The sequence below is a fragment of the Methylotenera sp. N17 genome (genome assembly GCF_000799155.1).
Classification (GTDB): Bacteria; Pseudomonadota; Gammaproteobacteria; order Burkholderiales; family Methylophilaceae; genus Methylophilus.
Genome location: NZ_JUGE01000001.1, coordinates 1023619 through 1035866, shown reverse-complemented (window position 1 = coordinate 1035866; position 12248 = coordinate 1023619). Strand labels below are relative to the sequence as shown.

The following is a 12248-nucleotide window of genomic DNA, read 5'->3' as shown; positions in this document are numbered from 1 at the left end:
AACTGCTCTTCATTATGCACAACGAATCTTTAGGCGCTAAACCTACCGCGCAACCTAGCAAACAGCTGGAGACTTTCCCCAACCCAAACTCAGGTAGGGACTTCCATATCCACATGGAGATCCCAGAGTTTACCTGCTTGTGCCCTAAGACCGGTCAACCTGACTTTGCCATTATTTATCTAGACTACATTCCTGATCAGTTGTGTGTTGAATTAAAGAGCCTCAAGTTATATATGTGGTCATTCCGTGATGAAGGCTGTTTTCATGAAGCCGTGACCAATAGCATGTTGGATGACCTCGTTGCCGCGACTCAACCAAAATTCATGCGGGTAACTGCTAAATTCTATGTACGTGGCGGCATTTTCACCAACGTAGTGACAGAGCATCGCAAAGAAGGTTGGCAACCTCAGCCACTAGTAGATCTGTTGCAATTTTCCGCGCAATCCAACATTCGTGGTTAATTAATATTAATCGCAGAAAATCATTGACAACTACTCTGCCCGTCTTTAATATTGCGCCTTCTTTGATTTGAAGCAGTTTCAAAGAACCCAAATTTAGTGGTACCAAATAGGGTAATCGGGGGTATAGCTCAGCTGGGAGAGCGCTTGCATGGCATGCAAGAGGTCAGCGGTTCGATCCCGCTTACCTCCACCATAAATTTGAATAAATCGTGTCAGAATTGAACGATTTATAGTAAAATGCGGTTGTTGTAATTTCTTAGGTCCCCATCGTCTAGAGGCCTAGGACACCTCCCTTTCACGGAGGCGACCGGGGTTCGAATCCCCGTGGGGACGCCAATTTATCTTAGCCTTTGATTTTAAAGTCATTTTTTAAGAGTCGTCGAATCAGTAGTGTCACTGCTAGTGTCACTGTTGAAATTGAATCTAACATCTCGATTAGTTAAGTCACGTCATGGTATTTATTACTTGCGCTTACAGCGTGGAGGGATAGATAAGAGAGTATCGTTAAGGACACGTGATTTATCCGTTGCGACTATTGCTGCACATTCTCTAGGTGCTACAATTTCAGCTATGGATTTAAAAAAAATCAAAGGCTATACCATCAAATCAAATTCAGATGGTATGGAAATCACAACTGACGGGTCACCAGAAGATCATGAACGTGCAAAAGATGCGTTAGTTATGCTTGTTATGGCACAAGCACAATTAAAAAATGGCTCAAGTCACCCTTTTCCAGATACTTCTACAAAAACAGTTATTAAATTAGTAGATTCGATAAAAGACTATATTTTTGAGTTGTCAAAAAGTAGTCAAGCCGAAAAATCAAAAAAAATGGCTATTTCGACTCTTAATGGTCTATTAGAATTACTTGGTCATGATTTTCTTGCAGAACAGTTAAATGACGAAGTTATTGAAAACAAGTGGCTACCTGCTAGATTAAAGGAAGTAGCAAAAACAACTATTAAACGCGATCTAAGCTTCATACGCTCTTACTCGGCCTGGGCTTCAAGTCCAAGCAGAAATCACTCCCCCACCCCTCTAACTTTTAAAATTGAAGCCAAAGGTGAACACTGGTCATATTTAAATAACAATGACCTGAAATTAATCTTTGATAGTCTCATCGAACATGCAAAAAAGCCATGGCATTTCTACATTCCATTGATTGGCTTATATACAGGCGCGCGTATTGGTGAAATAGCGTCTTTAAAGACAGAACATATCTATTTCAAGTCCGGTTTAAACGTAATGCACTTACCTGGCACCAAAACAGATGCAAGTCCGAGAGATATTCCTATTCACCCCGCTTTAGAAAAATTAGGCTTATTGAAATTAGCTGAAATGAGAAAAAGAGCGGGCAAGGAAATGTTATTTGACATCACACCAAGTGCTCAAAATGGTTATGGTGCCGCTCCAAGCAAGTGGTTTACGCAATATAAAAATAAGATTGGCCTAATTGGTGATAACAAAGTATTTCACAGTTTCAGGCACACAATTATTGACCACATGAATCAATTAGATGTGCCATTTGCTCATCAATGCCAGTATACAGGTCATGATAAAGGTGGCGGTGTTCATAATAAGGTATATGGCCGAGAGGCTTTGAGTCTGAAATCTATCCAAACCAATGTGATTGAAAAGTTAAACTGGCAAGAGTATTGTGGATGGGAGTTAGACGAAAAGAAACTCAAGGAGTTGGCTAACAGCTTTTTAAGGTAATTTATTGTCGTATACGATACATTTATGTGGTCTGCTTTGGGGACAAAGCAGACTTTCAACGTGGAGGTGACAAGACTGTGTGGCTTTCCCGCAAATCCGCTCGACTGCCAGTTTGGGCGTCATCTCATCTACTCAATCGGTGGATAGCGATCGTACTTCGTCAATTCGTGCGCATGCTCCATCCAGCTGATGCGCTCTGCAACTTGAATATGAATTCGCACAGGAACAGCATTTGGCTCATCGTAAGTTGCGCTCTGAACGTCGATTAGACCAGGTAGAACAGAAGCATTCGAGTAGAAAAGCCCTGTCCCGCAGTCTGGGCAGAACTGCCGTCTGCCATGTTGCGATGACTCGTAAGTCTTAGGTGCGCCCTTCGTAATCTTGATGGCCTCGTGAGGATACATGGTCCATCCTACCATCGGAGCGCCGGAGTGCCGCCGACAGTCAGAGCAATGGCATAGTGCATGAGTCAGGGGCTCGCCTTCAACTTCGTACCGAATGGCTCTGCAATGACAACCACCAGTAAGTTTCATAATTTTTACCTCCTACATGTGATGACATCTTTACGATGCCGCAGAATTTGACGACCAACGTTTGAATTAAGGGACTGGCTAAAGCCAGCCCCGCTTGAATGATGGGTTAAATGGCATAGTGCCGATAAGTAAACTCATTTTTAGTTATGTTCACATAAGCTTTTTTGATAATTATACTTTCCACCATTATCTAAACAACTATCGATTTTTAGTTGTTTAGGCACTTGAAACCCAACAAATAAACCTAAGACAATTGTTAACAAACTTAGAATAATTGCCCACTTTCCAGTAACAACATAAGAAGTTGGACGACCTTGAATACCAACGTCTATTTTTCGTCTAAGCAGAAATACTAGACCTACAAATGCAAGACCAAAACCCCATATTTGAGGCCACTCAAATAACATTTTCTTTGCCTTCTAACGTTTGAATTAAGGGACGCCGTTTGGCGTCCCGCTTGAATGATGGGTTAGAGCTTTGCAATTTAAATGACCTCACTTTTACTCGATATTTTCTGTTGCAATACTTGCCCCACACCAAGGACAAAACTTCATTTCGATTGATGATGAACCACCGTCATGGATTATAAGACCATAACTTTTTGATTTGCTATCAAACGTAACAAGATTGTCAGGACACTCAAAAATGTTGGTGTGGTCTGGACATTTGTAATTTGCCCAGTAATCCATAGATTCGCAGCAGTGTTTTGACATATAGCCCTAACGTATGAGTTAAGGGGCTGGCTTTAGCCAGTCCCGCATGAATGAGGGGTTAGGTGTACTCATTGCGTTACTTTTCCTGCATTTTTCCAAATAGACTTCGCGTAGTCATAGCATGAACCGCAAAGTATTTTTATACTAAGAAGCTTTTCTACTTCAGGCGTCCAGTCTCCACCTGCTTCTATTCGAGCGCTCTCACACTCATGGCACCAAGCATCAGGATGAGTTTGGTCTGAATCTTCAGGCCAATAGAACCCTACAGGTATTCCAGTATGCAAAGAATTTACGATGTGTTGGCATGCATAGGCTTCATCTTGTTGCCCGTGAATTTGGCATTGAACTTTCGAGTCTTCTGACATGCAATAAACCTAACGTTTGATAAGGGGCGCCGTTAGGCGTCCCGCTCGAATGATGGGTTAGAGACCATTTTCTACCTCTTGCAGCGCTGAACTTTCCCACGTTCTTATATAGCTTTGGTCTGCTGTAAAACAACCAGAAAGAACGGGACTGACACTAAAGTTCTCAGGGCTAAATTTATACTCTATTTCAAGAGAGCCTAATGCACTAAGTTTGAACTCAAAATAGATATTTTCTTCCATGTTCCACCATTTTAGTTCAGTGCTTTTACCGACTGAGGCCTCTAGGTTCTTGAGTGTTTCGATTAGTAACAACCATTCACTTTTTTGAACGGTACATGTAAAAGCTCCCTGAAACTGATGGGTTTTAACTTTGACGTTGGCATCCATCCACTCCTCACTATCGGGAAGTGATAAATCAATTTCACAATCAAAAGCATGCCCAGCTATTTTCATTGTTGCACTCTAACGTTTGAGTTAAGGGGAGCCGTTAGGCGTCCCGCTTGAATGATGGGTTAGGTTTTTTACCATACGCCAGAAACAGGCTCTTGGATTTTTGTTTTCAAGAACTCGAAATATTTTGGACTCTCCAACCTGAAAATATCTTTACCTTCCAGCATGTAAGCACGACTTAAATACTCGGTGGAGTTTGTTAAATCTTGTTTTTCAAATAGACATTGGCCAAGACGCAAATTAATAAAGGGGTTGTCTTTGCCGTTGGGGCAAGTAAGGGCATACTGAAATGCCTCTATTCCAGAGGTGTAGAACCCAGATAAAAAACAGGCATCACCTATAGCCGCTAGCAACCATGTGCTTGCCTCCCAATCATTTTTCGGCTCTGGTACGATTTCCCAAGCTTCGTTGTACTTGGAGATAGCATTTTCAAATTCAGATTTTTCCGCAAGTACATCACCTTCTGCAGAAAGCTGACCAATTCGTTCGTATAAATGCGCTGGTAATTCTATTTGCATTATAAAACCTAACGTTTGAATTAAGGGGCGCCGTTAGGCGTCCCGCTTGAATGATGGGTTAGAGCTCATAGGTCTTGCACCTCAACTTTACCAAATTGGCCAGTAATGGCCTCAACAAAAAAACCCAGGAAATCGAAGTAATTTCCTGCTCGGTCAGATGCTATACCTGATGGAGTTAGCTCGCAATCAAACGTAAATTCAGGTTGCCCTACTAGGCTTGAAAAGACAAAAAAGTCAGAATTTCGGTTTACAACTGCTGCCTTGCTAAGACTTTCTAGAAAGGTGAATACCTCCTCGGGCGAGTTATACGAAAAAAGAAACTCTTGTCTAAGACCCATAGGTTTTTAAGCTCTAACGTTTGAATTAAGGGGCTGGCTTTAGCGTGTCCCGCTTGAATGATGGGTTAGAGCGCACTTCGTACTCGTTTTCTTAATGTTTTCAAAGTTGATTGCCTAGAGCTCTCCCACGTTGCTGAGAGCTCAGGAAGATTTTTAACAAAATTAAGTGCACTTTCACTGCCTACTCCACGCAAACCTAAGATGGCAATTGCACGAGCAGCCTCGGTATGAGCTAGTGGGTAAAGAGTAAGCAGAAAGCTTTCAATGAACTGTGCTTGTTCTTCTGATATAGATGCGGCATCTTTGAATGACAGCATTAGATTTAGTGCGCTCGCAACCATAATTGATATGTCTATATTTTTTGATGGCTCAATCATGAAAGGTTTATATGCCGTTAAAACAAAACTGACAGATTCTTGTGTTTTTATCTGTCTAGCTAAAGCGAGTATGAAAGATGCCTCATCAGTGCTTTTAGCTAATTGCACTAGTGAGGAGAAGCCACCCTCTACATAGACGATTGCAATTTTGCTCCACCTTCCAAACGGCACCACAAGAGACCCATCAGGAAGCCTATTTTCATTAGGCCATTTATATTCTTCAGCCAGGATTGATAAAGTTGCAGCCAACCCTGGTGTTTTTTCAATGGCCGCTTCAAGAATGTGCTCAACTTCAAGCGTATTGGCTTTTGCTCTTCGTTTTAGTGACTGAACATTCATATGCGCTCTAACGTCTTAATTAACGGGTGCGCTTTAGCGCGTCCCTGTTGAATGATGGGTTATGCACTAAATATACCAAATTAGAACAGCTTGATTGTTTTTTACAGCATTTGAATAAAAAGACTGGAGCTGTAGAAAATTTGGTAGAACGTAAGTTTCCATAAGGTCACGCCCTTCTTCAAGCCACTGTCCTGGAAATATGTTTTGTTCATCCATGATTTCAGGGTTGTAGTGCTGTTCGAGGTTTTCTTTTGTAAGAGATGCCAAAGCGTCGTTTAGCACAATCACTTCTTCAGGAGAAAATACAGCAGCAGCTCCTAATCCGAAATCGAATCGCTCGTCACGCTTTTCGGTTCTACCCTCAATTGCAATAAGTGGTGGATCAAGAGGTAATTCCTCAATTTTTTTGGCGGGCTGTGGTTCTTGAATTGTTTCAGGTTTTTTTGCAAAAAAACCTGTGACTTTTGATAATAATGAAGGTTTCGGTGCGTGTTGTTCTTTAAAATACTCTTGCATTATTAAGGCATTATGTTCATCTTCTGCTCGCTTGCATGGGGAAAGTAACCATGCCATTGGCGCGTATGATCGGTCTATATCAATTATTTCAGCTCCTGCGAGATGACCAATAGCGCCAGTGGATAATGCTTCAGGTGTGGCCGCACATTCTTCTATCTGACTAGGTGTAAAACGACCGTAGTAAGCCACGATACTCATTCATTTCTCCTTAGTGCATAACGTTTGAATTAAGGGGCGCCGTTAGGCGTCCCGCTTGAATGAAGGGTTAGGCGTACTGCTTTCTGCCTCTTTTAATTGCATCGAAACCGTCCTCGTTGCGTGGGAATCCAGTTAAAGTTAAAACAATTGCGATGCTGGCATTAACTTTTTTTTGCACACCCTTACTAGTTAATAATCCATCTCAAATTGCTCAACATAAATGCCAAAAACGTTTTGCTGACCTTTGAGTATCATTTTATTGCCAGCCTCTATTCTCGGGTAATCAAATAATTTTTTCGCAAGTGTCAAATAATATGTTTTCCCATCAGCTTCCGAATGCAAGGTCAATAAGATAGATTTGTGTTTACTACCTTGATATTTCATTTCATCTACGAGTACATGATTGAGATATGGCTGAGTGGGCAAGGTGTGCAAAACCAGCAAGCCCATTATATTGCCGCTAAAAAGCGCACCAAAAAATATGGCCCCAAAGAAACCACAAGTCGTCATAAATTTACCTTTTACATCCTCGGTAAATAATCTTGCCGCCCGTCTGTTTTTAGGTTTTGCACCAAACATAATCAAAAAATAACTTAATGTGAAAATAAAAAAAGAAATTTGTACCTTCTGCCATAGTGTTAAATAGTGTAAGTAAGGAAGCTCATTTACGAAAGGCAGCATGAACACGGGTGTGACATAAAATATTAGAATCGTGAAAAGACCTATTGTCTGCAGTGCGTAACCAAATAGTCTCATTTCAAATGGATGCCTAACGTTTGAATTAAGGGGCGCCGTTAGGCGTCCCGCTTGAATGATGGGTTAGGCTTGCCAAAGTTTTCCAAATACTTATTACATAAATTGTATAGCTCAGTAGAATCTATTTTTAATGTATTCATAGAAACTCCTATCGGACTACCAAATGTTTTAAAATTGGCCTTATACATAAAACGTTTTAGGAAATTTGCATTCTCGATAAAGCTATACGGGTTTCTGAGTAATATAAAAAGTGTTCTTTGCTTGTAAATTTCAAAAACTGTAAAGCCAATAATTTCGCTCCATGGAATAAAACCTGCGGGCGTGCCACTTGAGTTATCTGTAATACCTAAAGAATCTAAGACTAGCCCTGGCTTCCAATCAAAAAGCTTTTTAAAGTGAAAATAAGCACAAAGCAAACCAATAGCAATAGCGCTAACTGCTATCCAGAAATCTGTCATATTAATATTTTCAGTTTGATGCGATACGATTACTGAAGAATTTATTTGGGGTAAAAGCCATAATCCGTAACAAATAATAGCAAGCGAAATTAATACTCCAAGGAATACTCTTTTTCTACTTAGCAATATATTAATATTTTTCATTTTTCGACACAGGTTGCCTAACGTTTGAAGTAAGGGGCTGGCGACATCGGTGGCTCAACCCAAGTTATTAATAAACATTTCATAGAAGCACCTTTTCGCCAGTCCCGCTTGAATGATGGGTTAGGAAAATGTGGCAAATAAAACTGCCATCAAACGCAAAGAGCCCCAAATTGTTAAAACCCACCCACCCCATTTATATGCAGTTCCCCATTTTGCAAGCATATCCTTAGATTTATTAATATCGGGATGTAAATTTACACGTTTGTATGTAACGAGTAGGCAGTAGATACCGCCAAAAAGAAATAACAAAGCCGTGAATGTTTGATATAACAAAAGTATCTCCTGATTGTGTTTTTACCTAACGTTTGAATTAAGGGGCGCCGTTAGGCGTCCCGCTTGAATGAGTTGTTATGCCCTACCCGGGCTAAATAGTGACCGCAATTTACTGCCCCAAGTACGCTCATAAAATGGTTTAACAGAATCAAACATGTAATCACTTATCCCCGGCTCGCCTCTTTTGAGCACTACAAAATCAACCAACTCTCCTTTTGGGGCAGTGTCCGCCGCCACTGAGCCCGCCTCCTTCATGGCCTCGCTGATATCCTTGTCGCCCTCAAAGCCTACGACTAACGATGGCTTTTCGCTAGATGAGGGGTCATGCATCAAGCAAAGGTACGCAGCCTTGACCGCCGAGTGCTTAGCGAGAAGCGCTGTGAGGGCGGATATCATTGCTGATGGGTAATTAGCTGGCTGACCAAGCAATACCTTCGTTTCCTTCTGAACTGTTCTGGTTTTCGGGGCATGGTTCATGCCGGTTTCCAGCAATGCCTGTATCTCATTAGGAAAAAATTCCTTGCTATACGGCGAGGCAGGGTTGAGTACCAGGAATGACCCGAGCGTCATCTCAAAAAAATTCTTGGCAGGAAGGGCGACATATTTCGACTCTTCCTTCAATGCGCGCTGTAGTGATTCGAGACTAGTAAAGAACGGGGTGATTGGGGTTCCATCGTTCTTTTCCCAATTCACTATCGACAACTTGGCACCAGCGGGAATCGTACTCACTCCCTCTCCTTCAGAATCGGTGAATCCAATCACGAAAACATCCGCCTCCATTAATGCCTTGTAGAACTCAGGACGACTCGCTGGGTCGTCAGCGGCATTTTTCAGCATTAGTTCAAGATCGTTTGACGGTTCGCTCACATGAAATTCCTTAGGCATAACGTTTGAATTAAGGGGCGCCGTTAGGCGTCCCGCTTGAATGAGGGGTTAGAGAGTTATTTGGAGCTGAAACGCCCAAGAACTTAACATCTTTAGACTTTCTGTCATATAAGAGAACAGCACGGTCAAGTGTTTTGTTTTTAAGAGCAACTTCTAGAGCTACAGATTTGAATCCTTGCGACCTATCTATTTTTAAACATTGAATAACTGCAAGCACCCAGTCATCTGACAGTTGCAGGAAAGGTCCCATCGAGGCTTGATCTAACTGCAAGTCACCTGCTTCTGACGTTGTTTTTAAGCCCAATAATAATATCGTTCTACCCTCCTGAATTTTGAACGCTAACTTATCATTATTAAACTCGCCACCAAAACGACCATCAATCGCGATGAAACCATATCTTTTTGCAACTGAATCAAAAACCTCTGCTCTTGCTTTGGCTTCTTTGGAAAAATTATTCATTGCAAGTTCTGGCGGTTGAAGTGGCGTTTCTGGACTTTCATTAGCAAAGCAACATGTAATTTTTGTGATTAGTATTATTGCCAGAATTATCTTGTGCATATTTTTATTATTCTCTAACGTCTGAATTAAGGGGCGCCGCTAGGCGTCCCGCTTGAATGATGGGTTAGGGGCGGTTTTTAAATTCATTATTTGTAATTACCGTATGAACAAAGTAACCAGCTTCAATATAGCCCGCTGAGTATTGAACAACTTTACCAGACTCAAGGGTTGCTTCAAGTGTGAAGCTACCCTCACCCCATGGAAAAAACTTTACTAATATATCTTTACCATTTTGAGGCGGTGGAATGTCTAGGTTGCCAGAGATTTGACTACGAAATGTTAACTTCAGGTTTTGAAGGCTTTGACCAGATTGATTCTCAATGGACACTGAAACTGGAGATTTGTACCAAAATGAAAATGCATGAAAAGCGTAACCAGCCGCGAAAATGACTGATGCGATAAGAAGCGCTGCTGCAATTTTTAGAGTTTTTTTCATAGCCCCTAACGTTTGAATTAAGGGGCGCCGTTAGGCGTCCCGCTTGAATGATGGGTTAGCTTTGCCGTTATTCAAAATATGAAACGCCAAGTTGTTGCGCCAAAATCAAAGGGCTAATCCCAGATTTATTAACACAATCTGGATTTGCACCTCGACTAACAAGAAGTTTAACTACTTCCTCTCTTTTTGCCATTACAGCACGCCAAAGTGGAGTGTTACCAAAACTATCTAGTGAGTCGACTTCAGCTCCATTATCTAGCAGTAAGGAGATAATGTTGATACTAGCCTCCCGTGCTGCGAATGCCAAGGCACTCCAATTTTGCATTTTGTCTTTGTGGTTTACATTAATACCGCTTTTCAGAAACATGGAAATGAGTTCATAGTTTTTGTTTTCACTTAGAATTGTATGCATGAGCACGTTACGTCCATCAGAGTCGGTGTCCATTAATGAAGCGCCCTCGCTGAGAATTTGCCGTATACCTGTAATGTCTTCACGATAAATCAATGATAACAAGTGTTCGTTGATGCTCATAAGTTTAAAAGCTAACGTTGGAGGTAAGGGGCGCGGAGCCGGCTTGCCGGCGGAGCGTACCGCTTGACCGAAAGGTTAGGCGTCATTGTAGGTAGCCTTATGCCAGTCATATCTGCGGGGATGCTTTTGCCCAGAAAGAATTGCTTCTATTGCGGAGACATCAAGGCCGTACTGCATCTCCACGTAATCACTACTCGGGAATGCTGTGCATTCTAGAGCTCCACCATGCATTCCCTCTTGCGAATGAATCTGCCATTCATGGATTTTTTTGCATTTCCTGCAAATGACCAAAGTCCAAGGTGGCCAAAAACGATCTATCGGGTTGTGGCGGGAGCCAAGCAACTCAAACTCTTCCATTTTGCAGTCGTGTCGAAACATCAAAGCGCCTAACGTCTGAAGTAAGGAGCTGGCGACATTGGTGGCTCAACCCTCGTTATTAATAATTGTATATTCAAAGCGCGCTTTCGCCAGTCCCGCTTGACTGATGGGTTAGGGGTATTCATTTGCTATTGTTGAATAGGTGAAAATGAGCCAACTGTAATATTAGTTACGCCCATACTACTGAGTACGGCTAACAGTTCATCAAGTGATTGGGTTGGAGCAGAGCCAAAATCGACCATAAAATACCAAAAACTATTGTTAGAGCTGGGGTAAGTGACACTATGAATAGCTCCACTGAGACCATTTTTATCAACTGGATTTTTATCTTCTAGATCCATCCATTTAGTCGTCCAATCAGTCAATAGTTGAATATTTTTAGGGGTGTATGTAGAACGAAACTCGACTCTGTTCCAAACAAATGGATATAAATCAACATTCATTGAGTTCACTGTAAAAGATGAAACTTTGAAATTTTTTACTGGGTGCTCTTGCTCATAGCGTGTTGCTTTTACTTCATTATTCAGATTAGATAACATGTCAACTCTAACTTGAGCATAGGGGTCTGGCCAAGGCATTTGGTTAGGTCTAACTAGAAGCTCCAAAATGCTTTTACCTTCTTTATCAGATGAGAATTTTTTGTACGAATCAAGGTAGCCACTAATATAAAAATCACGTTCGGCTTGGGCAATATCATGTAGCGCATCTTTGGGCAAATTATTATTTTCCAATTTTCTTTCACATCCCATAAGTCCAATTATTATTAGTAGGACAATTAAAATCCTCATACTTACTTTGACCCCTAACGTTTGAATTAAGGGGCTGGCTTTAGCCAGTCCCGCTTGAATGATGGGTTAGAGCTAAACGCCAATTTCATGGTCTGGTAACGCTCCAAGTTGAAAGTAAATCAGGATTTTCAATAACCTCACTTGTGGAATGTAATGAATATGAACCTGGCTTAGCTGGTTGAATTGCATTCAAAACTGGTGGCATGACCCAAAACTCACCACTTTTCTTACCTTTTAAACTAATAGTTAACCCCTCAGTATTAGCTGACTCAATAATTCCATGCATTTGAATTTGCTCTAATTGCGCGCCTTCTTTATTAAAATAAGTGACGCCAATTAGTATGTATTTGCCAATGTAAGAATCAGCTAATTTACTGTCAAATTCTGGTGGAGAATCATCTCCTTGCCATTCATATGTCATATAGCTCTAACGTTTGAATTAAGGGGCGCCGTTA

19 protein-coding genes and 2 tRNA genes are annotated in these 12248 nt (G+C 41.4%); 4 read left to right on the top strand and 17 right to left on the bottom strand.

Features of this window, described 5'->3' with window-relative positions:
- The first annotated feature begins 14 nt into the window (after window positions 1–14).
- From queF to FG11_RS04975, 4 genes are all read left to right on the top strand, one after another.
- Window positions 15–461: a preQ(1) synthase gene (gene queF / locus FG11_RS04990; RefSeq protein ID WP_025224259.1), complete on the top strand. Its 447-nt coding sequence runs from the start codon at window positions 15–17 to the stop codon at window positions 459–461.
- Window positions 462–578: 117 nt separating this feature from the next.
- Window positions 579–654: transfer RNA gene (locus tag FG11_RS04985), tRNA-Ala, on the top strand.
- A gap of 67 nt (window positions 655–721) precedes the next feature.
- Window positions 722–797, top strand: a tRNA-Glu gene (locus FG11_RS04980).
- Window positions 798–872: 75 nt separating this feature from the next.
- Entirely contained in the window at window positions 873–2177 is a 1305-nt protein-coding gene (locus tag FG11_RS04975) for a site-specific integrase (RefSeq protein WP_160277134.1), read from the top strand.
- 128 nt (window positions 2178–2305) lie between these two features.
- Here FG11_RS04975 and FG11_RS13800 read toward each other — a convergent pair whose 3' ends face one another.
- From FG11_RS13800 to FG11_RS04890, 17 genes are all read right to left on the bottom strand, one after another.
- Window positions 2306–2710 (bottom strand): GFA family protein, encoded by a 405-nt coding sequence (locus FG11_RS13800; RefSeq protein WP_047533557.1) that lies wholly within the window; start codon window positions 2708–2710, stop codon window positions 2306–2308.
- Window positions 2711–2850: 140 nt separating this feature from the next.
- On the bottom strand, window positions 2851–3117 hold the full coding sequence (locus FG11_RS04965) for a hypothetical protein (protein WP_047533555.1): 267 nt from the start codon (window positions 3115–3117) through the stop codon (window positions 2851–2853).
- 93 nt (window positions 3118–3210) lie between these two features.
- Window positions 3211–3423: a DUF6980 family protein gene (locus tag FG11_RS13795; protein WP_081978182.1), complete on the bottom strand. Its 213-nt coding sequence runs from the start codon at window positions 3421–3423 to the stop codon at window positions 3211–3213.
- A 68-nt stretch (window positions 3424–3491) separates the two neighbouring features.
- Window positions 3492–3788: a hypothetical protein gene (locus FG11_RS04960; RefSeq protein ID WP_047533550.1), complete on the bottom strand. Its 297-nt coding sequence runs from the start codon at window positions 3786–3788 to the stop codon at window positions 3492–3494.
- Window positions 3789–3845: 57 nt separating this feature from the next.
- Window positions 3846–4241 (bottom strand): WapI family immunity protein, encoded by a 396-nt coding sequence (locus tag FG11_RS04955; RefSeq protein ID WP_047533547.1) that lies wholly within the window; start codon window positions 4239–4241, stop codon window positions 3846–3848.
- A 68-nt stretch (window positions 4242–4309) separates the two neighbouring features.
- The gene (locus FG11_RS04950) at window positions 4310–4756 is read right to left on the bottom strand and encodes a tetratricopeptide repeat protein (protein ID WP_047533544.1); all 447 of its coding nucleotides are present in this window, start codon (window positions 4754–4756) and stop codon (window positions 4310–4312) included.
- 403 nt (window positions 4757–5159) lie between these two features.
- Window positions 5160–5810, bottom strand: coding sequence for a hypothetical protein (locus FG11_RS04940; protein ID WP_047533539.1), 651 nt, complete (start codon window positions 5808–5810; stop codon window positions 5160–5162).
- A 66-nt stretch (window positions 5811–5876) separates the two neighbouring features.
- On the bottom strand, window positions 5877–6524 hold the full coding sequence (locus FG11_RS04935; protein WP_047533536.1) for a DUF1877 family protein: 648 nt from the start codon (window positions 6522–6524) through the stop codon (window positions 5877–5879).
- 189 nt (window positions 6525–6713) lie between these two features.
- Complete coding sequence (locus tag FG11_RS04930) at window positions 6714–7205, bottom strand: hypothetical protein (RefSeq protein WP_160277132.1); 492 nt, start codon at window positions 7203–7205, stop codon at window positions 6714–6716.
- 113 nt (window positions 7206–7318) lie between these two features.
- Window positions 7319–7882: an STM3941 family protein gene (locus FG11_RS04925; protein WP_052184945.1), complete on the bottom strand. Its 564-nt coding sequence runs from the start codon at window positions 7880–7882 to the stop codon at window positions 7319–7321.
- 120 nt (window positions 7883–8002) lie between these two features.
- Window positions 8003–8215, bottom strand: coding sequence for a hypothetical protein (locus FG11_RS13545; RefSeq protein ID WP_152604044.1), 213 nt, complete (start codon window positions 8213–8215; stop codon window positions 8003–8005).
- A gap of 75 nt (window positions 8216–8290) precedes the next feature.
- Entirely contained in the window at window positions 8291–9082 is a 792-nt protein-coding gene (locus tag FG11_RS04920; protein WP_200884561.1) for an enhanced serine sensitivity protein SseB C-terminal domain-containing protein, read from the bottom strand.
- 28 nt (window positions 9083–9110) lie between these two features.
- Complete coding sequence (locus FG11_RS04915) at window positions 9111–9659, bottom strand: hypothetical protein (RefSeq protein WP_052184944.1); 549 nt, start codon at window positions 9657–9659, stop codon at window positions 9111–9113.
- 64 nt (window positions 9660–9723) lie between these two features.
- A complete protein-coding gene (locus FG11_RS04910; protein WP_047533527.1) occupies window positions 9724–10095 on the bottom strand; it encodes a hypothetical protein in 372 nt (123 codons plus the stop codon).
- 67 nt (window positions 10096–10162) lie between these two features.
- A complete protein-coding gene (locus tag FG11_RS04905) occupies window positions 10163–10627 on the bottom strand; it encodes an ankyrin repeat domain-containing protein (RefSeq protein WP_047533525.1) in 465 nt (154 codons plus the stop codon).
- Window positions 10628–11133: 506 nt separating this feature from the next.
- A complete protein-coding gene (locus tag FG11_RS04895; protein ID WP_152604043.1) occupies window positions 11134–11793 on the bottom strand; it encodes a hypothetical protein in 660 nt (219 codons plus the stop codon).
- Window positions 11794–11878: 85 nt separating this feature from the next.
- On the bottom strand, window positions 11879–12214 hold the full coding sequence (locus tag FG11_RS04890) for a hypothetical protein (RefSeq protein WP_052184943.1): 336 nt from the start codon (window positions 12212–12214) through the stop codon (window positions 11879–11881).
- Window positions 12215–12248: the final 34 nt, after the last annotated feature.

Coding starts and splice junctions, on each gene's coding strand:
- FG11_RS04895 (WP_152604043.1), bottom strand. CDS start 11,793: ATGAGGATTTTAATTGTCCTACTAATAATAATTGGACTTATGGGATGT.
- FG11_RS04905 (WP_047533525.1), bottom strand. CDS start 10,627: ATGAGCATCAACGAACACTTGTTATCATTGATTTATCGTGAAGACATT.
- FG11_RS04925 (WP_052184945.1), bottom strand. CDS start 7,882: ATGAAAAATATTAATATATTGCTAAGTAGAAAAAGAGTATTCCTTGGA.
- FG11_RS04910 (WP_047533527.1), bottom strand. CDS start 10,095: ATGAAAAAAACTCTAAAAATTGCAGCAGCGCTTCTTATCGCATCAGTC.
- FG11_RS04955 (WP_047533547.1), bottom strand. CDS start 4,241: ATGAAAATAGCTGGGCATGCTTTTGATTGTGAAATTGATTTATCACTT.
- queF (WP_025224259.1), top strand. CDS start 15: ATGCACAACGAATCTTTAGGCGCTAAACCTACCGCGCAACCTAGCAAA.
- FG11_RS04950 (WP_047533544.1), bottom strand. CDS start 4,756: ATGCAAATAGAATTACCAGCGCATTTATACGAACGAATTGGTCAGCTT.
- FG11_RS04890 (WP_052184943.1), bottom strand. CDS start 12,214: ATGACATATGAATGGCAAGGAGATGATTCTCCACCAGAATTTGACAGT.
- FG11_RS04965 (WP_047533555.1), bottom strand. CDS start 3,117: ATGTTATTTGAGTGGCCTCAAATATGGGGTTTTGGTCTTGCATTTGTA.
- FG11_RS04960 (WP_047533550.1), bottom strand. CDS start 3,788: ATGTCAGAAGACTCGAAAGTTCAATGCCAAATTCACGGGCAACAAGAT.
- FG11_RS04940 (WP_047533539.1), bottom strand. CDS start 5,810: ATGAATGTTCAGTCACTAAAACGAAGAGCAAAAGCCAATACGCTTGAA.
- FG11_RS04915 (WP_052184944.1), bottom strand. CDS start 9,659: ATGCACAAGATAATTCTGGCAATAATACTAATCACAAAAATTACATGT.
- FG11_RS13800 (WP_047533557.1), bottom strand. CDS start 2,710: ATGAAACTTACTGGTGGTTGTCATTGCAGAGCCATTCGGTACGAAGTT.
- FG11_RS04935 (WP_047533536.1), bottom strand. CDS start 6,524: ATGAGTATCGTGGCTTACTACGGTCGTTTTACACCTAGTCAGATAGAA.
- FG11_RS04930 (WP_160277132.1), bottom strand. CDS start 7,205: ATGCTGCCTTTCGTAAATGAGCTTCCTTACTTACACTATTTAACACTA.
- FG11_RS13795 (WP_081978182.1), bottom strand. CDS start 3,423: ATGTCAAAACACTGCTGCGAATCTATGGATTACTGGGCAAATTACAAA.